This window comes from Azohydromonas australica DSM 1124, from assembly GCF_000430725.1.
In the GTDB taxonomy this organism is placed as follows: Bacteria; Pseudomonadota; Gammaproteobacteria; order Burkholderiales; family Burkholderiaceae_C; genus Azohydromonas; species Azohydromonas australica.
In genome coordinates this window covers 134,577-155,106 of sequence record NZ_KE387207.1, presented here as the reverse complement: position 1 = coordinate 155,106, position 20,530 = coordinate 134,577, and the positions used below count along the sequence as shown (strand labels likewise).

Below are 20,530 nucleotides of genomic sequence, written 5' to 3'. Positions count from 1 at the left end.
ACGCAACTGCGGTAGCCTGCCGCCCCGTGCGCCGGCGCGGGCACCGTCCAATCATCGCAATGCAGCAAACCCGATAGCCTCGATCCATCCATGTCCATCCTTGTCGTCCAGATCCCGCCCCGCGAGCGCCTGAGCGCCGATGACGGCGCCGCGGCGCCGCGCGGCGGCGGGGATTTCGCCTACGTCCTGAGCCCCGACGGGCTGGCCGTGGGCAGCAGCGGCCGCTGCGCCGCCGCGCTGCTGCCGCGGGCCGACACGGTGCTGGCGGTGCTGGCCGACACCGACTGCAGCTGGCTGCGCGCCACGCTGCCCAAGGCCCCGGCGGCCAAGCTGCGCGCGGCGCTGCTGGGGCTGCTGGAGGAGTCGCTGCTGGAGGAGCCGGAAGTGGTGCACCTGGCACTGGCGCCCAAGGCCACGCCCGGCGAGCCGACCTGGATCGCCGCCACGCACCGCCCCTGGCTGGCGTCGCAGCTGGCGGTGCTCGAAGGCGCCGGGCTGCTGGTCGAGCGCGTGCTGCCCGCGGCCTGGCCCGATGCCACCCTGCCCCACGGCCACTTCAGCACCGTGCCGGGCGACGATCCGCAAGCCCCGCTGCGGCTGACCTGGTGCGACGCCGACGGCGTGACCGCGCTGCGGCTGCAGGGCAGCCTGGCGCGGCAGCTGCTGGCGCGCTGGCAGGCCGGCGAAACCCCGCCACGCTGGACCGCCTCCCCCGCCGCCGCCGCCGAGGCCGAGCGCTGGCTGGGCACGCCGGTGCAGCTGCTCAGCGACGAGGAGCGCATGCTCGAAGCGGCGCGCTCGCTGTGGAACCTGCGCCAGTTCGAGCTGATGCCCCAGCACCGCGGCATGCTGGCGCTGCGCGACGCCTGGCGCCAGTTCCGCAGCCCGCCCTGGCGCCCGGTGCGCTGGGGCCTGGTGGCGCTGGCCGGGGTGCAGCTGCTGGGCATGAACCTCAACGCGTGGCAGCTGCGCTCGGGCATCGAGCAGCGCCGGCAGGCGATGGACCAGGTGCTGCGCGGGGCCTTCCCGCAGGTGCGCGCGGTGCTGGACGCGCCGCTGCAGATGGAGCGCGAGACGCAGGCGCTGCGCACCGCCGCCGGCCGCCCTGGCGACGCGGACTTCGAATCGCTGCTCTCGGCCGCCGCGCTGGCCTGGCCCGAGGGGCGCCCGGCGCTGGACGGGCTGCGCTACGAGCCCGGGCGGCTGACGCTGCCGGCCGCGGGCTGGAGCCCGCAGGAGATCGAGCAGTTCAAGGCCCAGCTGCGTCCCGGCGGCTGGGTGGTGGAGTCGGCCGAGGGCCGGCTCACGCTGCGTCCGGAGGGCGGGGCATGAACGCGACGGCCAACGAACAACTGCAGCGCCTGCGGGTCGGGCGCGAGATGCTGCGCGCGCGCTGGCGCGCCCTGGCCCCGCGCGAGCGCCGGCTGCTGAGCGTGCTGGGCGCGTTGCTGGGGGTGCTGCTGCTGTGGCTGCTGCTGGTGCAGCCGGCGCTGCGCACGCTGCGCGAGGCACCGGTGGAGATCGACCGGCTGGAGGCGCAGCTGCAGCGCATGCAGCGCCTGGCCGCCGAGGCGCGCGAGCTCAGCGGCACCGCGCCGGTGGCGCCGGCGCAGAGCCTGGAAGCCCTGCGCTCGGCCGCGCAGCGCCTGGGCGACCGGGCCAAGCTCACGGTGGCGGGCGAGCGCGCCACGCTCACGCTCACCGGCATCGAGGGCCAGCAGCTGCGCGACTTCCTGGCCGAAGTGCGCAGCGGCGCGCGCGCGCGGCCGGTGGAGGTGCAGCTCACGCGCGCGGGCCAGGGCTTCAGCGGCAGCCTGGTGCTGGCCCTGGGGAGCGCGTCTTGAGGCGCGGCCTGAGCTGGCCGCGGCGCGGCCCGGCCCGTGCCAGCGCCCTGGCGCAGGCGGAAGCCGCGCTGACGGCGCAGGCCTGGCAGCGCATGCTGCGCGCCAGCCGGCGCTGGGCGCTGTGGGGCGCGCTGACCGGCGGCCTGGTGGCGCTGGCGGTGTTCGCGCCGGCGGCCTGGCTGGCGCAGGGGCTGGCCTCGGCCAGCGGCCAGCGCGTGCTGCTGGTACAGGCGCGCGGCACGGTCTGGAACGGCAGCGCGGCGCTGGTGCTCAGCGCCGGCCCCGACAGCCAGGACGCCGTGCTGCTGCCCGGCCGGCTGCAGTGGACGCTGCGCCCGGCCGGGCTGCAGGCGGCGCTGCAGGTGCGCCAGGACTGCTGCATGGCGCGCCCGATCCTGCTGCGGCTGCAGCCGGGCTTCGGGCGCCTGCGCGCCACGCTGGAGCCCCCGAGCGACGGCCGGCTGGGCCAGTGGCCCGCGGCCTGGCTCAGCGGCCTGGGCACGCCCTGGAACACGCTGCAGCTCGGCGGCCTGCTGAACCTGAACTCGACCGGCCTGCAGTTCGAGATGGTGCAGGGCCGCACGACGATGCAGGGCAACGCGCAGTTCGACCTGCTGGGCGTGTCCTCGCGGCTGTCCACGCTGCAGCCGCTGGGCAGCTACCGGCTGCAGATCCAGGGCACGGGCCAGGCCACCATGCTGGAGCTGTCCACGCTGCAGGGAGCGCTGCAGCTCTCGGGCCAGGGCCAGTGGACCGGCTCGCGGCTGCGCTTCAACGGCGAGGCCCGCGCTGCCGAGGGCAGCGAGGCCGCCCTGAACAATTTGGTGAACATCATCGGCCGGCGCCAAGGTGCGCGGGCCATCATCACGATCGGATGAGCATGAAGATGCGCCCCTCCTCCGCCGTCGCGCCGCGCCGGCGCCCGAGCTTTCCCCTGGCGCGGCCCGTGTCCTGCGCCGTGCTGGCCGCGATGCTGCTGCCGCCGCCGCTGTGGGCCCAGGCCCAGCAGCCCGCGCCGGCCGTGCCCTCGGGCCCGGCGCTGAACTCGCGCACGCCGGTGACGCTGAACTTCGTCAACGCCGAGATCGAGGCCGTCACGCGCGCCATCGCGGCGATGGTGGACCGGCAGATCCTGGTGGACCCGCGCGTGCGCGGCCAGATCACGCTCTACAGCGAGCAGCCGCTCACGGTGCGCCAGGCCTACCAGAACTACCTGGCGCAGCTGCGCGGGCTGGGCTTCACGGTGGTGGAGAGCGGCGGGCTGCTCAAGGTGGTGCCCGAGGCCGACGCCAAGCTGCAGGCCGGCACCGTCTCGGTGGGGCCGCCGACGCAGCGCGGCGACCAGGTGCTCACGCAGATCTTCAGGCTCAACCACGAGAACCCGAACAACCTGGTGGCGGTGCTGCGTCCGCTCATCAGCCCCAACAACACCATCAACGCCAACCCGAGCACCAGCACCCTGGTGGTCACGGACTACGCGGACAACCTGCAGCGCATCGGCCGCATCATTGCCGCGCTGGACCAGCCCACCGGCACCGACGTGGAGATCATCCCGCTGCGCTACGCGGTGGCCAGCGACGTGGTGACGCTGGTGCAGCGCCTGGCCGACGGCGGCGGTGGCGTCGCCGGCGCGGCGCAGGCCGCGGTGCCGGGCGCGGGCGGCGCCGGCACCTCGGTGCTGGCCGATCCGCGCAGCAACTCGCTGCTGGTGCGCGCGGCCAGCCCGGCGCGGCTGTCGCAGATCCGCGCCTTCGTGGACAAGCTGGACCGTCCCAGCGAGGGCAGCGACGCCGGCAACATCCGCGTCGTCTACCTCAAGAACGCCGACGCGGTGCGCCTGGCCACGGTGCTGCGCGCGGCCTTCGCGGCGCAGACCCAGGCGGGCACGGGCGCCGGCGGCGTGGGCGGGGCGGCCGCCGTGGGCGGCGGGGCGGTGCCGACCGCGGCGCAGCAGCCCGCGGTGCAGCAGACCAGCTTCGGCGCCACCGGCTCCGGCAGCAGCACCAGCACCGGGATGTCGGCCCAGGCCACGGCGCCGGTGCAGGCCACGGCGCAGCCCAGCACCGGCGGCTTCGTGCAGGCCGACCCGGCGACGAACTCGCTGATCATCACCGCGCCGGAGCCGATGTACCGGCAGATCCGCGCCGTGATCGACCAGCTCGACTCGCGCCGCGCCCAGATCTACGTCGAGTCGATGATCGTGCGCGTGGACGCCACCAAGGCCGCGCAGTTCGGCTTCCAGTGGCAGGGCATCCTGGGCAAGGAAGGCGACAAGAACTTCCTGTACTCCGGCACCAACTACGCCAACAACAACGTCTTCAACATCATCCAGGGCGTCAACGCCCTGACGGGCGGCACCACGTCGAGCGGCTCCACCGGCTCGCTGCCCGGCAACGGCCTGAACGTCGGTCTGGTGCGCCGGGTCAACGGCGTGGTGACGCTGGTGTCGCTGGCCAACTTCCTGCAGAACGAGGTCGGGGGCAACGTGCTGTCCACGCCCAACCTCGTGGCGCTGGACAACGAGGAAGCCAAGATCGTGGTGGGCCAGAACGTGCCGTTCGTCACCGGCACCTTCACCAACACCGGCACCGGCACCGGCGCGATCAACCCGTTCCAGACCGTGGAGCGGCGCGACGTGGGCCTGACGCTGCGCATCCGCAGCCAGATCGGCGAGGCCGGCACGGTGCGCATGAGCATCTTCCAGGAGAACTCCGCCGTGGTGCCGGGCGCCACCACCAGCAACGGCCCCACCACGGACAAGAGCTCGATCGAGACCACCGTGGTGGTGGACGACGGCCAGGTGCTGGTGCTGGGCGGCCTCATGCGCGACGAGTACGCCGACGGCGAGGACCGCGTGCCCGGCCTGGCCGACCTGCCGGTGGTGGGCGGCCTGTTCAAGAGCCGCAACCGCCAGCGCGTGAAGAGCAACCTGCTGGTGTTCCTGCGCCCGGTGGTGCTGCGCAACCAGAGCGACGCCCAGGCGCTGTCGCTGGACCGCTATGACGCCATCCGCGCCATGCAGGTCAGCAACCAGCCCACGCCCAGCGCCGTCACGCCGGTCAACGACGCGCCGGTGCTGCCCGCGCAGCCCCAGGTGCCCGGACGCGGCTCGCCCATCCAGCCCGTGCGCCCGACCTCGGGCACGCCGCCGCAGCCCGCCCCGGTGCAGCCGCCCGCCGGTGCGCCGCCCAGCCCGCTGGGCGAATCGGGGCCGCCCCCGGCGGCGCAGCCCCAGCCCGTGCCCGAGCCGCAGGTGGAGACGCTGCAGCAGCGCTGAAGTCCAACCCTATCGCAGTACCGAGGTCCGCCATGGGTCGCTATCCCCTGCCCTACGCCTACGCCAAGTCCAACACGCTGCTGCTCGAAAGCGACGGCAGCCAGCTCACGCTGTGGAGCGCCGACACCACGCCCGCGACGGCGCTGTCGGAAGTGCTGCGGCTCTACGAGGTCGGCAGCTTCGAGCGCGAGGCCACCGCGACGCTGTCGCAGCGCATCGCCGCGGCCTACGCCGGGGGCGAGTCCAGCGCCGCGGCGGTGGTGGGCGAGGTCGAGAGCGCCGTGGACCTGAGCCGCATGATGCAGGACCTCCCCGCCGTGGAGGACCTGCTGGAGGCCGCCAACGACGCGCCCATCATCCGCATGCTCAACGCGCTGCTGACGCAGGCGGCCAAGGACGGCGCCAGCGACATCCACATCGAGCCCTACGAGCGCAGCTCCTCGGTGCGCTTCCGCGTGGACGGCACGCTGCGCGAGGTGGTGCAGCCCAACCGCGCGCTGCACGCGGCGCTGATCTCGCGCCTGAAGATCATGGCCGAGCTCGACATCGCCGAGAAACGGCTGCCGCAGGACGGGCGCATCTCGCTGCGCATCGGCGGGCGCGCCATCGACGTGCGCGTCTCCACGCTGCCCAGCGCGCACGGCGAGCGCGCGGTGCTGCGCCTGCTGGACAAGGGCGAGGCGAAATTCAGCCTGGAAGGCCTGGGCATGGACGGCGAGGTGCTCAGCACCTTCGACCGCCTGGTGCACCAGCCCCACGGCATCGTGCTGGTCACCGGCCCCACCGGCTCGGGCAAGACCACCACGCTCTACGCCTCGCTGGGCCGACTGGAGACCAGCACCACCAACATCCTCACGGTGGAGGACCCGGTGGAGTACGAGCTGCCGGGCATCGGGCAGACGCAGGTCAACGCGCGCATCGAGCTGACCTTCGCCAAGGCGCTGCGCGCCATCCTGCGCCAGGACCCGGACGTGATCATGATCGGCGAGATCCGCGACTACGAGACGGCGCAGATCGCCATCCAGGCCTCGCTCACCGGCCACCTGGTGCTGGCCACGCTGCACACCAACGACGCGCCCAGCGCCGTCACGCGGCTGACCGACATGGGCGTGGAGCCCTTCCTGCTGTCCTCCAGCCTGCTGGGCGTGCTGGCGCAGCGCCTGGTGCGCAAGCTGTGCCCGGACTGCAAGCGCCAGGACGACCTGGGCCGCTGGCACCCGGTGGGCTGCCCGGCCTGCGGCCACAGCGGCTACCGCGGCCGCACCGGCGTGTACGAGCTGATGGTGGCCGACGAGCAGGTGCGCGGGCTGATCCACGGCCGCGCGCCCGAGGCGCAGATGCGTGCCGCCGCCGAGGCCGCGGGGCTGCGCTCCATGCGCGAGGACGGCGAGCGCCTGGTGGCCCAGGGCATCACCTCGCCCGAGGAAGTGCTGCGCGTGACGCGCGAGTAGCGCGATTCCGGAAAACGCTGAAACCCCATAGGTCCCTGACATGCCCGCCTACCGTTTCGAGGCCCTGACCGCCAGCGGCAAGACCAGCACCGGGCTGCTGGAAGCCGACAACGCGCGCGCGGCGCGGGCGCAGCTGCGCGCGCAGTCGCTGGTGCCGCTGCAGGTGCAGCCCGTGGCTGCCGGCGCGGACGGCGGGCCCACGGGCCTGGCGCGCTGGCGCGGGCGCGTGTTCGGCAGCACGGCGCTGACGGTGTGGACGCGCCAGCTCGCCGGGCTGGTGGGCTCGGGGCTGCCGCTGGAGCGCGCGCTCACGGCGCTGGCCGACGAGGCCGAGGACCCGCGCCAGCGCGAGCTGGTGGCGCACCTGCGCAGCGAGGTCAACGCCGGCGCCGCCTTCGCGCGCGCGCTGGCCAGCGCCCCGCGCGAGTTCGACGACGTCTACCGCGCCGTGGTCGCCGCCGGCGAGCAGAGCGGCGCGCTGGGCACGGTGCTGGAGCGGCTGGCCGACGACCTGGAGGAGCGCCAGGCACTGCGCGCGCGGCTCATCGGCGCGACGCTGTACCCGGCCATCGTGTCGCTGATCGCGGTGGTGATCGTGGTGTTCCTGGTGACCTACGTGGTGCCGCAGGTGGCCTCGGTCTTCACCAGCTCCAAGCGCGCGCTGCCGGCGCTGACGGTGGCGATGCTGGCCATCAGCGACTTCACCCGCAACTGGGGCTGGCTGGTGCTGGCGCTGATGGTGGCCGGGGGCATCGGGCTGGTCTTCGCGCTGCGCAACGCGGCCTTCCGCGAGCGCTTCGACGCCGCCTGGCTGCGGCTGCCGCTGCTGGGACGGCTCTCGCGCGGCTACAACGCGGCGCGCTTCGCCGGCACGCTGGCGATGCTGGCCGGCGCGGGGGTGCCTATCCTCAAGGCGCTGCAGGCGGCGGCCGAGACGCTGTCCAACCAGGCCATGCGCGCCGACGCGATGGATGCGCTGGTGCAGGTGCGCGAGGGCGCGCCGCTGGCGCTGGCGCTGGCGGCCAAGAAGCGCTTCCCCGGGCTGCTGTCGATGTTCGCGCGCCTGGGCGAGCAGACCGGCGAGCTGCCGCGCATGCTCGGCCGCGCCGCCGCGCAGCTGGGCGCCGAGGTGCAGCGCCGCGCGATGGCGATGGCCACGATCCTGGAGCCGCTGCTGATCGTGGGCATGGGCGGCATCGTCATGCTCATCGTGCTGGCGGTGCTGCTGCCCATCATCCAGCTCAACACCTGGGTCAAGTAGCCCCAGCGTGGTGCGTGGCGGGCCTCCCCCGCGCAACCCGGCCTGGAGCGTGAAGACGGCACGCCATCAGTGACCGATGGGCCTTTCCTGCTGGGCCCGCCTCTTGCTTAAATTCAGGCAAAAGGCGCAGCGGCACGGTCCTTCCGCGCTGGATGGCGGTCAGATGTGGTCCGCGCGCCTCGAAGTGCAAGGAGGTGTTCCATGGCTGCCCCATCGACCGATCTCGTTCCTTCCCCTGCCAGCGGCATTCCCATTGCCAGCCTGCGCAGCCTCTACCGCCTGGAAGAAGTGGAGCGGCGGCTGACCAAGCTGCCCCCGCGCGAGCACGAGCACCTGCGCAGCACCTACGAGCGCATGCTCGAAAAGGGGCCGGAGCGCTTCCAGGTGAAGCCCTCGGGGCTGCCGGCGATGCAGCACCTCTACGACGAGCTGCCCAACTTCCGCGAGGTGCTCGACGACGTGCGGCGCCAGCTCGCGCTGTGCCACGACAGCCGCGACGCGCTGGAGATCACGCCCATGCTGCTGCTGGGCCCGCCGGGCATCGGCAAGACGCACTTCGCGCGCGCGGTGTCGCAGCTCCTGGCCACGGGGCTGGGCTTCATCTCGATGAGCTCGCTGACGGCGGGCTGGGTGCTCAGCGGCGCCTCCAGCCAGTGGAAGGGCGCGCGCCCGGGCAAGGTGTTCGAGACGCTGGTGGACGGCGCCTACGCCAACCCGGTGATGGTGGTGGACGAGATCGACAAGGCCCGCGCCGAGCAGGCCTACGACCCGCTGGGCGCGCTCTACGGGCTGCTGGAGCACGACACGGCGCACAGCTTCACCGACGAATTCGCCGAGGTGCCCATCGACGCGAGCCAGGTGATCTGGATCGCCACGGCCAACGACGAGCGCTGCATCCCCGAGCCGATCCTCAACCGCATGAACGTGTACGAGGTGCAGCCGCCGGACCACGAGGCGGCGCGCTGCATCGCGCTGCGGCTGTACGAGGGCATCCGCACCGCGCACGACTGGGGCCGGCGCTTCGAGCCTGAGCCGCAGCCGGAGGTGCTGGAGCGGCTGGCGGCGATGGCGCCGCGCGAGATGCGCCGTACCTGGATGACGGCCTTCGGCAACGCCCGCCTGGCCGGACGCGACCACATCGAGCCGGCGGACCTGCCCGGCGCGGCGCCGAAGCGCGCGCCCATCGGCTTCGTGACGCAGTAGCGGGCGCGCCGCGGCGGCGCCCGTCGGCTCTCAGGCCGCGGGCGGCTCCCGCGGCGGCTGGGGCGGCAGCGCCGGCGTGGCGCCCGGCAGCGCCGTCCCCTGCCGCGCCCAGGCGTCGAGCAGCGTGTAGGCCACGGCCAGCACCACCGGGCCGATGAAGATGCCCACCAGCCCGAAGGCCAGCAGCCCGCCCACCACGCCGGTGAAGATCAGCAGCAGCGGCAGGTCCGCGCCCAGGCGGATGAGCACCGGGCGCACCACGTTGTCCATGGTCGTGACCACCAGCGACCACACCAGCAGGAACACGCCCCAGCCCGTGTGGCCCTGCCAGAACACCCAGGCAGTGGCGGGCAGCAGCACCGGCAGCGCGCCCAACTGCGCGATGCACAGCATGAACATCAGCATGGTCAGCAGCCCGGCCAGCGGCACGCCGGCCAGCCCCAGGCCCACGCCGGCCAGCAGCGCCTGCAGCAGCGCCGTCAGCCCCACGCCCAGCGCCACGCCGCGGATGGCCTGGCCCGCCAGCTCCACCACGGCCTCGCCCTGGTCCCCGCCCAGCCGCCACGCGAAGCGCCGCAGCGCCGCCGCCCAGCGCTCGCCCACGGCGTACATCACCGCCGCCAGCACGGTCGTGACCAGGAACTGCAGCAACAGCCGCCCCACGCCGCCCACCTCTGTCAGCAGCCAGCGCGTGGCGTTGCCGGCGTAGGGCGTGAGCATGGCCACCAGCCCGCCCACGCCCATCGAAACGGCCTCGGCCCAGGCGCGGGTGAGCTGCGGCCCGATGAAGGGCAGCCCGGCCAGCCAGGCCGGCGGCCTGGGCGGCGGCCGCCAGTCGGTGAGCGCGCGCACGCCCTCGCCGATCTGGTCGATGTGCGACACCAGCGCGCCCACGGCCAGCGTCAGGGGCAGCACCAGCAGCAGCACCAGCAGCAGCGTCATGACTGTCACCGCCAGCCAGCGCCGGTTCCACAGCCGCCGCTGCACGCGCAGCAGCAGCGGCCAGGTGGAGACCACCAGCATCGCCGCCCAGATGCCCGGCCCCAGGAAGGGCCGCAGGATCCACAGCGAGCCCACGATCAACGTCGCGATGAACAGTACGCCGAGCGTGGCGCGTGGCAGGTCGGGCGGGGACGGGGGCATCGGTGTCAGGGCGGCAGTAACGGGCGCGGCGGCGGGATGCTAACCAGCGCTCCTGACGGCTTCGTCAGTCCAGCGCCGGCCCGTAGTTGCGCAGCTTGTCCAGCGCCAGCACGCGCACGCCGCCGTACTCGATGCGGATCACGCCCGCGGCCTGCATGGCGCGCAGCGCGCGGTTGACGCGCTGGCGCGACAGGCCCACCAGGTAGGCCAGCTCCTGCTGCGTGATGCGCAGCAGCTCGCCCACGCCGGGATAGAGCACCGGGTGGAACAGCGCCGCCAGGCTGCGCGCCACGCGCGCGTCGGGCTGCGAGAGCCGGTCGATGTCGCGCGCGGCGATGAACTGGCCCAGCCGCTCGTTGAGCTGCTGCATCAGGAAGCGGTTGAAGCCCAGGCTGCTCTCCAACAGCCGGTCGAAGCAGTCGATGGGCAGCCCGGCCAGCACGCTGCGCCGCAGCGCCTGCACGTTGAAGCGGTAGACCTCCCGCTTGAGCGCCGTGCCCTCGCCGAACCAGCCGCCCGAAGGAACGCCGGTGTAGGTCACGGGCAGGTCCATCAGGCTGTCGTTGCTGATCTTGAGCAGGCCGTCCACCACGCCGAACCAGTAGGCCGGCGGGCGCCCCATGCGGCACACCAGCTCGCCGGGCTCGACCTCCACCACGCGCAGCGCAGACAGCGCAAGCTTGCGCGCCTCGGGCTCCAGCCGCGGCAGCCAGTGGATGCCTTGCAGGTCCTGCGGGCTCGGCGTGCGCGAGCGGGAAAGCAGCGAGGCCGCGGGCGTCAGATCACGAAGGACCATGCGGGAAACCCCTTTGGGGACAGACCCGCAGATTGTCGCCGTCGCGACAACTTGGCGTCAAAGCGCCGCCCAGAATTCGCGCACTTCGCAATCACGGGATTGCGGGGCCTGCCGCCAGGAGACGCCGTTGACGACTTTTCCTCACTTGCTGCTTGAACATGCCGCCCGTCGCCCGCAGGCCGCTGCGCTGCGCGAGAAGGACCTGGGCATCTGGCAGACCTTGACCTGGGCCGATCTGGCCTCGCTGGTGCGCGCGCTGGCGCATGGCCTGGCGCAGGCCGGGCTGCAGCGGGGCGAGCACCTGATCGTGGTCGGCGAGAACCGGCCGCGGCTGTACGCCTCGATGCTGGCGGCGCAGTCGCTGGGCGCCATTCCGGTGCCGCTGTACCAGGACGCGGTGGCGGCGGAGTTCGTGTTCCCGCTGCGCAACGCGGAGGTGCGCTTCGTGGTGGCGGAGGACCAGGAGCAAGTGGACAAGTTCCTGGAGATCCGGGCGCAGTGCCCGCAGCTGCAGCGGCTGTGGTTCGACGATCCGCGCGGCCTGCGCAACTACCGCGAGCCGGGCCTGGCCTCGCTGGACGCCCTGGCCGAGGCAGGCCGCGCGCACGCGCAGCAGCATCCCCACTTCTTCGACGCCGAGGTGGCGCAGGCGAAGCCCGATGACGCGGCGGCGATGTTCTACACCTCGGGCACCACCGGCACCCCGAAGGGCGTGGTGCACACCCATGCCTCGCTGCTGGACCGCGCCCAGGCCGGCGCGCGCTTCGACAAGCTCAGCGACGCTGAGGAGGTGCTGGCCTACCTGCCGCCGGCGTGGATCGGCCAGAACATCTTCAGCTACGCGCAGTGGCTGGCCTGCGGCTACGTGGTGAACTGCCCGGAGTCGGCCGCGACCGTCGCGATCGACATGAAGGAGATCGGGCCCACCTACTACTTCGCGCCGCCGCGCGTGTTCGAGGGCCTGCTCACCAGCGTGATGGTGCGCATGGAGGACGCCGGGCGCGTGAAGCGCTGGCTGTTCGAGCGCTTCATGAAGCTGGCGCGCCGCGTGGGCCCGGACCGCATGGACGGCAAGCCGCTGCCGCTGCCGCTGGCGGACCGGCTGGCGTGGAAGCTGGGCGACCTGTGCATCTACGGCCCGCTGCGCAACCAGCTCGGCATGTCGCGCGTGCGCGTGGCCTACACCGCCGGCGAGGCCATCGGGCCGGACCTGTTCAGCTTCTACCGCGCCATCGGCATCAACCTCAAGCAGCTCTACGGCTCCACCGAGACGGCGGTGTTCGTGTGCCTGCAGCCCGACAACGAGGCGCGCGCCGACACGGTGGGCGTGCCCATCGAGGGCGTGCAGCTGCGCATTGCCGCCGACGGCGAGGTGCAGGTGAAGTCCTCGGGGCTGCTCAAGGGCTACTTCCGCAACCCGCAGGCCACGGCCGAGGTGATGCAGGACGGCTGGTACCGCACCGGCGACGCCGGCTTCCTGGACGCCGGCGGGCACCTGAAGATCATCGACCGCGCCAAGGACGTGGGCCGGCTCAAGGGCGGCGACTTCGACGGCGCCATGTTTGCGCCCAAGTACGTGGAGAACAAGCTGAAGTTCTTCCCCTACGTGAAAGAGGCGGTGGCCTTCGGCGACGGGCGCGACCGGGTGTGCGCCTTCGTCAACATCGACATGGAAGCCGTGGGCCACTGGGCCGAGCGCCGCAACCTGCCCTACACCGGCTACACCGACCTCGCGAGCAAGCCGCAGGTGCTGGAACTCATCCGCGGCTGCGTGGAGCAGATCAACGCCGACCTCGCACGCGACGAGCAGCTCGCGGGCTGCCAGGTGCACCGCTTCCTGGTGCTGCACAAGGAGCTCGATGCCGACGACGGCGAGCTCACGCGCACGCGCAAGGTGCGCCGCGGCTTCATCGCCGAGCGCTACGCGCCGCTGGTGCAGGCGCTCTTCGACGGGCGCGAGAGCCAGTACATCGAAACCCCGGTGAAGTTCGAGGACGGACGCAGCGGCGTGGTCAGCGCCACGCTGCGCATCGCCGAGGCCAAGACCTACCCCGTTGCCCGGAGGGCCGCTTGATGAACGCCATCGTCAGCTCTGAGCTGCTCGCCCAGCCCGACACCGCACTGACCCCGCCCGGGCTGGAGCCCGCGCCGGGCAAGCGCATCGGCGACGTGATCCTGGCGGTGAGCCACATCACGCTGCGCTTCGGCGGCGTGAAGGCGCTCACCGACATCAGCTTCGACGTGCGGGAGCACGAGATCCGCTCGATCATCGGCCCCAACGGCGCCGGCAAGAGCTCGATGCTCAACTGCATCAACGGCGTGTACCAGCCGCAGGAAGGCTCCATCACGCTGCGCGGCCAGAGCTTTCGCAACATGAACCCGCGCCAGGTGGCCGAGGCGGGCGTGGCCCGGACCTTCCAGAACCTCGCGCTGTTCAAGGGCATGAGCGTGCTGGACAACATCATGACCGGGCGCACCCTGCGCATGAAGAGCAACCTGTTCCAGCAGGCGCTGAGGCTGGGCCCGGCGCAGCGCGAGGAGATGGAGCACCGCGCGGCGGTGGAGCGGATCATCGACTTCCTGGAAATCCAGCCCTGGCGCAAGACCCCCGTGGGCCGCCTGCCCTACGGGCTGCAGAAGCGCGTGGACCTGGGCCGCGCGCTGGCGATGGAGCCCTCGGTGCTGCTGCTCGACGAGCCCATGGCGGGCATGAACGTCGAGGAGAAACAGGACATGTGCCGCTTCATCCTGGACGTCAACGACGAGTTCGGCACCACCATCGTGCTGATCGAGCACGACATGGGCGTGGTGATGGACATCTCCGACCGCGTGGTGGTGCTCGACTACGGCAAGAAGATCGGCGACGGCCCGCCCGACGAGGTGCGGCGCAACGAGGACGTGATCCGCGCCTACCTCGGCACCTCGCACTGACGACCACAACGACAAGCTCCCGGGCCGCGCCGTGCGCGCGGCGCACCGGACACCACGCATCGAGGAGACCATGGGCTTCTTTCTGGAAACGCTCACCGGCGGGCTGATGGCCGGCATGCTCTACGCGCTGATTGCGCTGGGTTTCGTGCTCATCTACAAGGCCAGCGGCGTCTTCAACTTCGCGCAGGGCGCGATGGTGCTGTTCGCGGCGCTGGCGATGGCGCGCTTCGCCGAGTGGCTGCCCAAGCTGCTGGGCTTCGAGAGCCGGCTGCTGGCCAACCTGCTGGCCTTCGGCTGCGCGCTGGCGGTGATGGCGGCGGTGGCCTGGGCCATCGAGCGCCTGGTGCTGGGCAAGCTGGTGAACCAGGAGGGCATCACGCTGCTGATGGCCACGCTGGGCATCACCTACTTCCTCGACGGCTTCGGCCAGACGCTCTTCGGCTCGGACATCTACAAGATCGACGTGGGCATGCCCAAGGACCCGATCTTCGTGCTGGAGAGCTTCTTCGAGGGCGGCGTGCTGCTCAACAAGGAGGACCTCTACGCCGCGCTGATCGCCGCGGCGCTGGTGGCGGTGCTGTCGCTGTTCTTCCAGAAGACGGGCACGGGCCGCGCGCTGCGCGCGGTGGCCGACGACCACCAGGCGGCGCAGTCCATCGGCATCCCGCTGTCGCGCATCTGGATCATCGTCTGGACCGTGGCGGGCTTCGTGGCGCTGGTGGCCGGGATCATCTGGGGCTCCAAGCTGGGCGTGCAGTTCTCGCTGTCGCTGGTGGCGCTCAAGGCGCTGCCGGTGGTGATCCTGGGCGGGCTGACCTCGGTGCCCGGCGCCATCCTGGGCGGGCTGATCATCGGCGTGGGCGAGAAGCTCTCGGAGGTCTACATCGGCCCGCTGCTGGGCGGGGGCATCGAGATCTGGTTCGCCTACGTGCTGGCGCTGCTGTTCCTGCTGGTGCGCCCGCAGGGCCTGTTCGGCGAAAAGATCATCGACCGCGTCTGAGCCTACAAGGAGAAGAACCATGCTCTACCGCGAGAACGGCCAGTTCAAGGCCAGCTACCAGGCCGACCAGCAGATCTTCCCGATCGCACAGGACCGCTGGGCCATCCTGGCCCTCGTCGCGCTGGCCTTCGTCGCCGTGCCGGCGGTGGCGCCGGAGTACCTGTTCCGTGCCGTGCTGATCCCCTTCCTGATCCTGGCGCTGGCCGCGCTGGGGCTGAACATCCTGGTGGGCTACTGCGGGCAGATCTCGCTGGGCACGGGCGCGTTCATGGCCGTGGGCGCCTACGCGGCCTACAACTTCCACGTGCGCTTCGAAGGCATGCCGCTGCTGCTGTCGCTGCTGGGCGGGGGCCTGAGCGCCACGGCCGTGGGCGTGCTCTTCGGCATCCCCTCGCTGCGCATCAAGGGCCTGTACCTGGCGGTGGCGACGCTGGCGGCGCAGTTCTTCGTGGACTGGGCCTGCCTGCGCCTGGGCTGGGTGACCAACGGCTCGTCCTCGGGCTCGGTGAGCGTGGCGGGGCTGAACCTGTTCGGGCTGCCGCTGGAGACGCCGGTGCAGAAGTACCTGTTCTGCCTGGCGCTGCTGTGCGTGTTCGCGCTGCTGGCCAAGAACCTGGTGCGCGGCGCCATCGGGCGCGAATGGATGGCCATCCGCGACATGGACGTGGCGGCCAGCGTGATCGGCATTCGCCCCGTGTACGCCAAGCTCAGCGCCTTCGCGGTGAGCTCCTTCATCGTGGGCGTGGCCGGCGCGCTGTGGGGCTTCGTGCACCTGGGCTCGTGGGAGCCGGCGGCCTTCAACATTGACCGCTCGTTCCAGCTGCTGTTCATGGTGATCATCGGCGGGCTGGGCTCGATCATGGGCAGCTTCTTCGGCGCGGCCTTCATCGTCGTGCTGCCCATCGTGCTGACCAACACGCTGCCCACGCTGGGCGCGCTGGTGGGGCTGCACGTGGACACCGCCGTGCTGAGCCACCTCGAATTCATGATCTTCGGCGGCCTCATCGTCTTCTTCCTGATCGTGGAGCCGCACGGCATCGCCCGGCTGTGGTCCACCGCCAAGGAGAAGCTGCGCCTGTGGCCCTTCCCGCACTGAGGCGCGCCTTCTTCGCGCGCTCCCTTCGGCAACCGTCCTGAACACCGCACCCTAGAGTGCGCCGCAACTCCAGAGGAGACTTGTCATGAAGCTTTCCCGCATCCGTTCGCTCGCCCTGGCCGCCGCGGCCGTGTCCGCAACGCTGGCTGGCACCTTCGGCAGCACCGACGCCCAGGCCCAGGCCAAGGAACAGTTCTTCCCGCTGCTGGTCTACCGTACCGGCGCCTACGCGCCCAACGGCACGCCCTGGGCCAACGGCAAGCAGGACTACCTGAAGATGATCAACGCCCGCGATGGCGGCATCAACGGCGTGAAGATCGCCTTCGAGGAGTGCGAGACCGGCTACGCCACTGACAAGGGCGTGGAGTGCTACGAGCGGCTCAAGGGCAAGACCAACACGCTCTTCGACCCGCAGTCCACTGGCATCACCTTCGCGCTGACCGACAAGGCGCCCACGGACAAGATCCCGCTGATCACGCTGGGCTACGGCCTGGCGGCCTCGCAGGACGGCGGCGTGTTCAAGTGGAACTTCCCGCTCATGGGCAGCTACTGGACCGGCGCCGACGCGCTGATCCAGCACCTCGGCAAGAAGGAAGGCGGCCTGGACAAGCTCAAGGGCAAGAAGATCGGGCTGGTCTACCACGACAGCCCCTTCGGCAAGGAGCCCATCCCGCTGCTGCAGGAGCGCGCCAAGATGCACGGCTTCGACCTGCAGCTCATCCCCGTGACGGCCCCGGGCGTGGAGCAGAAGTCGGCCTGGCTGCAGGTGCGCCAGAGCCGTCCGGACTACGTGCTGCTGTGGGGCTGGGGCGTGATGAACTCCACCGCGCTGAAGGAGGCGCAGGCCACGGGCTACCCGCGCGAGAAGATGTTCGGCGTGTGGTGGGCCGGCGCCGAGCCCGACGTGAAGGACGTGGGCGAAGGCGCCAAGGGCTACAGCGCGCTGGCGCTCAACCCGTCGGGCCAGCAGTTCAAGGTGGTGCAGGACATCCTCAAGCACGTGCACGACAAGGGCCAGGGCTCGGGCCCGCGCGACGAGGTCGGCTCGGTGCTGTACATGCGCGGCGTGATCATCCAGATGCTGGGCGTGGAGGCCGTGCGCCGCGCCCAGGAGCGCTTCGGCAAGGGCAAGGTCATGACGGCCGAGCAGGTGCGCTGGGGCCTGGAGAACCTGTCGCTGGACCAGAAGAAGCTCGACGCGCTGGGCCTCTCGGGCGTGATGCGCCCGCTGAGCACCTCCTGCACCGACCACATGGGCTCCAGCTGGGTGCGCGTGCACACCTGGGACGGCAGCAAGTGGAACTTCAGCTCCGACTGGTACCAGGCCGACGAGCAGATCTCCAAGCCGCTGGTGAAGGCCGCCGCGGACAAGTACGCCGCGGAGAAGAAGCTCACCCGCCGTCCGCCCGAGGACTGCCAGAGCGGCGCCTGATGCGCCTGACGGCCTGAGGCCGCCCAGGCCCTGAAAGGCTTCCGTCCGGGCCCGGCCCGGGCGGGAGCCTCCCGCCAACCACCCTGCCCCCTTCCGCCATGTCCCCACCGCTGCTCAACGTCAACAGCATCGAGGTCATCTACAACCACGTCATCCTGGTGCTCAAGGGCGTGTCGCTGCAGATACCCGAAGGCCGCATCGTCGCGCTGCTCGGCGGCAACGGCGCCGGCAAGACCACCACGCTGCGCGCCATCTCCAACCTGCTCGAAGGCGAGCGCGGCGAGGTCACCAAGGGCACCATCGAGCTGCGCGGCGAGCGCATCGAGAAGCTCACGCCCGCGGCCATGGTCGAGCGCGGGGTGATCCAGGTGATGGAGGGGCGGCACTGCTTCGCGCACCTCACCATCGAGGAGAACCTCATGACCGGCGCCTACACCCGGCGCGACGGCAAGGCCTCGGTGGCGCAGACGCTGGAGAAGGTCTACGCCTACTTCCCGCGCCTGAAAACGCGGCGCGGCTCGCAGGCGGCCTACACCTCCGGCGGCGAGCAGCAGATGTGCGCCATCGGCCGCGCGCTGATGGCCAACCCGAAGATGGTGCTGCTCGACGAGCCCTCGATGGGCCTGGCGCCGCAGATCGTCGAGGAGGTGTTCGAGATCGTGAAGGACCTCAACGCCAAGGAGGGCACGACCTTCCTGCTGGCCGAGCAGAACACCAACATGGCGCTGCGCTACGCCGACTACGGCTACATCATGGAAAGCGGCCGCATCGTCATGGACGGCGAGGCCAAGGCCCTGCGCGAGAACGAGGACGTCAAGGAGTTCTACCTCGGCGTGGGCGGCGGCGACCGCAAGAGTTTCAAGGACGTCAAGAGCTACAAGCGCCGCAAGCGCTGGCTGGCCTGACGCCCGCAGCACGGGAGCTGCGCCATGAGCGACGACATCTTCGCCCCGCCCCCCTTCAAGCCCGAGGAGGGATTGCAGCGCCTGCAGCGCGAGCTGCGCGGCCTGGGCCTGACGGAGCGCGAGGGCCGCTTCGAACGCCGCGGCCAGCCCGTGGCGCGCGTGGCGCTCGACGGCGCGGCGCTCAAGGCGGCCCGCGTGCGCGAGCCGGCCCGCAGCCCGCAATGGATTGAGAAGAGCATCAAGGACGGCGCCGCGCTGCGCGATTTCGTCGCCGAGCTCAAACGTGAGCTCGCACGCTGGGGAGACCGGGATGAGTGAGTTCTACGACGCGCTGGAAACGCGCGATCCGGGCGCGCGCGAAGCGGCGCTGATGGCGGCGCTGCCCCAGGTGGTGGCCCGCGCGCAGGCGCACAGCAGCGCCGCGGCCGAGCTGCTGGCCGGCGTGCAGCCGCAGGACGTGGGCAGCCGCGCGGCGCTGGCGCAGCTGCCGGTGCTGCGCAAGTCCGAGCTGCTGCAGCGCCAGCGCGAGCGCCGCCACGGCGACCCCTTCGGCGGCTTCGCCGCCATCGGCTGGAACGGCCTGCCGCGCCCCGGCGGGGCGCGGCGCGTGTTCCAGTCGCCCGGGCCGCTGTACGAGCCCGAGGGTACGGCGCCGGACTGGTGGCGCATGGCGCGCGCGCTCTTCGCCGCGGGCTTCAGGAGCGGCGACCTGCTGCACAACAGCTTCAGCTACCACCTCACGCCGGCAGGCTCGATCATGGAGACCGGCGCCCACGCGCTGGGCTGCACGGTGTTTCCCGGCGGCGTGGGCAACACCGAGCTGCAGCTGCAGGCCCTGGCCGAGCTGGGTGCGCACGGCTACGTCGGCACCCCGAGCTTCCTGAAGATCCTGCTGGAGCGGGCGGCGGAGCAAGGCACCGCGTTGCCGCAGCTCACCAAGGCACTGGTCAGCGGCGAGGCCTGCCCGCCCTCGCTGCAGGCGTGGTTCGCCGCGCGCGGCGTGCAGGCCTTCCAGTGCTACGCCACGGCGGACCTGGGGCTCATCGCCTACGAGACCGCCGCGCGCCAGGGGCTGGTGGTGGACGAAGGCGTGATCGTGGAGATCGTGCAGCCCGGCGGCAGCGAGCCGGTGGCCGAGGGCGAGATCGGCGAGGTCGTGGTGACCACGCTCAACCCCGACTACCCGCTCATCCGCTTCGGCACCGGCGACCTCTCGGCCGTGCTGCCGGGCGCCTGCCCCAGCGGGCGCAGCAACGTGCGCCTGCGCGGCTGGCTGGGCCGCGCGGACCAGGCGACCAAGGTGCGCGGCATGTTCGTGCACCCGGGACAGCTGGCGCAGGTGGCGCAGCGCCATCCGGGGCTGGGGCGGCTGCGGCTGGTCGTCAGCGGCGAGCCGGCGGCGGAAAAACTGCTGCTGCGCGCGGAAGTCACGGAACCCCAGGCGCAGGAGCTGGCTCAACTGCTGGCAGCCAGCGTGCGTGAAGTCACGAAGCTGAGGGCCGAGGTGGAGCTGTGCACGCCGGGCAGCCTGCCCAATGACGGCAAAGTGATCGAGGACAGCCGCCGTTACGAGTGAGGCTGGCTCAAGTTGCCGCCGCCGCGACCGATACGCAACCGACGCGCGGCGGACTTTCCCAGCCACCGCGGCCTGCCGTTTCTCATCCTGAGGTAGTCCCCATGAAGAAGTTCCTGTTCGCCACCATGGCGTTGGCCGCCACCTCGGCCGCGCTGGCGGAGTACCCCGAGAAGCCCGTCACGATCATCGTGCCCTTCGCCGCGGGCGGACCCACCGACAAGGTCGCGCGCGACCTGGCCGAGGCACTGCGCGGCCCGCTGAAGGCGACGATCGTCATCGAGAACGTCGGCGGCGCCGGCGGCACGCTGGGTGCGGCCAAGGTCGCCAAGGCCGCGCCGGACGGCTACACGCTGCTGCTGCACCACGTCGGCATGGCGACCTCGCCGGCGCTGTACCGCAGCCTGTCGTTCAAGCCCGTGGAGGACTTCGAGTACCTGGGCCTGATCAACGAGGTGCCGATGACCGTGATCGGCAAGTCCGGGCTGCCGGCCAACAACTGGGCCGAGCTGCAGAAGTGGCTCAAGGACAACCAGGGCAAGGTCAACCTGGCGCACGCCGGCCTGGGCGCTGCCTCGCACCTGTGCGGGCTGCTGTTCCAGCAGAGCCTGAAGATGG

Annotated in this window: 18 protein-coding genes; 16 read left to right on the top strand and 2 right to left on the bottom strand. The window is 71.7% G+C overall.

The window, feature by feature from the left end; translation table 11 throughout:
• Nucleotides 1-90 precede the first annotated feature (90 nt).
• The 7 genes from gspL to H537_RS0128215 all read left to right on the top strand — a co-directional run bounded on the left by gspL (nt 91) and on the right by H537_RS0128215 (nt 9,036).
• The gene (gspL, locus tag H537_RS45990; RefSeq protein WP_043460374.1) at nt 91-1,332 is read left to right on the top strand and encodes a type II secretion system protein GspL; all 1,242 of its coding nucleotides are present in this window, start codon (nt 91-93) and stop codon (nt 1,330-1,332) included.
• Complete coding sequence (locus H537_RS0128240) at nt 1,329-1,844, top strand: type II secretion system protein M (protein ID WP_238446828.1); 516 nt, start codon at nt 1,329-1,331, stop codon at nt 1,842-1,844. Before gspL ends, H537_RS0128240 begins: the two co-directional genes overlap by 4 nt.
• A 92-nt stretch (nt 1,845-1,936) precedes the next feature.
• Complete coding sequence (gene gspN, locus H537_RS0128235; RefSeq protein ID WP_051243485.1) at nt 1,937-2,722, top strand: type II secretion system protein N; 786 nt, start codon at nt 1,937-1,939, stop codon at nt 2,720-2,722.
• Between the two features lie 2 nt (nt 2,723-2,724).
• Nucleotides 2,725-5,121, top strand: a complete 2,397-nt coding sequence (gene gspD / locus H537_RS0128230) for a type II secretion system secretin GspD (protein WP_156901989.1) — start codon at nt 2,725-2,727, stop codon at nt 5,119-5,121.
• Nucleotides 5,122-5,153: 32 nt separating this feature from the next.
• Nucleotides 5,154-6,572 (top strand): type II secretion system ATPase GspE, encoded by a 1,419-nt coding sequence (gene gspE / locus H537_RS0128225; protein WP_029000539.1) that lies wholly within the window; start codon nt 5,154-5,156, stop codon nt 6,570-6,572.
• 40 nt (nt 6,573-6,612) lie between these two features.
• Complete coding sequence (gene gspF, locus H537_RS0128220; RefSeq protein ID WP_029000538.1) at nt 6,613-7,833, top strand: type II secretion system inner membrane protein GspF; 1,221 nt, start codon at nt 6,613-6,615, stop codon at nt 7,831-7,833.
• 201 nt (nt 7,834-8,034) lie between these two features.
• Nucleotides 8,035-9,036: an AAA family ATPase gene (locus tag H537_RS0128215; RefSeq protein WP_029000537.1), complete on the top strand. Its 1,002-nt coding sequence runs from the start codon at nt 8,035-8,037 to the stop codon at nt 9,034-9,036.
• A gap of 30 nt (nt 9,037-9,066) precedes the next feature.
• Here the strand turns inward: H537_RS0128215 and ydiK are convergent, their stop codons facing one another.
• Both ydiK and H537_RS0128205 read right to left on the bottom strand, forming a co-directional pair.
• Complete coding sequence (gene ydiK, locus H537_RS0128210; protein WP_043460372.1) at nt 9,067-10,179, bottom strand: AI-2E family transporter YdiK; 1,113 nt, start codon at nt 10,177-10,179, stop codon at nt 9,067-9,069.
• Between the two features lie 64 nt (nt 10,180-10,243).
• Nucleotides 10,244-10,975 (bottom strand): Crp/Fnr family transcriptional regulator, encoded by a 732-nt coding sequence (locus H537_RS0128205; RefSeq protein WP_029000535.1) that lies wholly within the window; start codon nt 10,973-10,975, stop codon nt 10,244-10,246.
• Nucleotides 10,976-11,102: 127 nt separating this feature from the next.
• Between H537_RS0128205 and H537_RS0128200 the strand changes: the two genes are divergently transcribed.
• From H537_RS0128200 to H537_RS51595, 9 genes are all read left to right on the top strand, one after another.
• Entirely contained in the window at nt 11,103-13,049 is a 1,947-nt protein-coding gene (locus H537_RS0128200; protein ID WP_029000534.1) for an AMP-dependent synthetase/ligase, read from the top strand.
• The gene (locus H537_RS0128195; RefSeq protein WP_084150995.1) at nt 13,049-13,906 is read left to right on the top strand and encodes an ABC transporter ATP-binding protein; all 858 of its coding nucleotides are present in this window, start codon (nt 13,049-13,051) and stop codon (nt 13,904-13,906) included. The genes H537_RS0128200 and H537_RS0128195 overlap by 1 nt, the downstream gene beginning before the upstream one ends.
• Before the next feature lie 70 nt (nt 13,907-13,976).
• Complete coding sequence (locus H537_RS0128190) at nt 13,977-14,906, top strand: branched-chain amino acid ABC transporter permease (RefSeq protein ID WP_029000532.1); 930 nt, start codon at nt 13,977-13,979, stop codon at nt 14,904-14,906.
• 19 nt (nt 14,907-14,925) lie between these two features.
• Entirely contained in the window at nt 14,926-16,002 is a 1,077-nt protein-coding gene (locus H537_RS0128185) for a branched-chain amino acid ABC transporter permease (RefSeq protein WP_029000531.1), read from the top strand.
• A gap of 85 nt (nt 16,003-16,087) precedes the next feature.
• Nucleotides 16,088-17,434, top strand: a complete 1,347-nt coding sequence (locus H537_RS0128180) for an ABC transporter substrate-binding protein (RefSeq protein ID WP_029000530.1) — start codon at nt 16,088-16,090, stop codon at nt 17,432-17,434.
• A gap of 98 nt (nt 17,435-17,532) precedes the next feature.
• Nucleotides 17,533-18,339 (top strand): ABC transporter ATP-binding protein, encoded by an 807-nt coding sequence (locus tag H537_RS0128175; protein ID WP_029000529.1) that lies wholly within the window; start codon nt 17,533-17,535, stop codon nt 18,337-18,339.
• Nucleotides 18,340-18,363: 24 nt separating this feature from the next.
• Complete coding sequence (locus H537_RS0128170; protein WP_029000528.1) at nt 18,364-18,657, top strand: hypothetical protein; 294 nt, start codon at nt 18,364-18,366, stop codon at nt 18,655-18,657.
• Complete coding sequence (locus H537_RS0128165) at nt 18,650-19,915, top strand: phenylacetate--CoA ligase family protein (RefSeq protein ID WP_029000527.1); 1,266 nt, start codon at nt 18,650-18,652, stop codon at nt 19,913-19,915. Before H537_RS0128170 ends, H537_RS0128165 begins: the two co-directional genes overlap by 8 nt.
• Before the next feature lie 101 nt (nt 19,916-20,016).
• A partial coding sequence (locus H537_RS51595) for a tripartite tricarboxylate transporter substrate-binding protein (RefSeq protein WP_259375247.1) occupies nt 20,017-20,530 on the top strand: 514 nt, incomplete at its 3' end.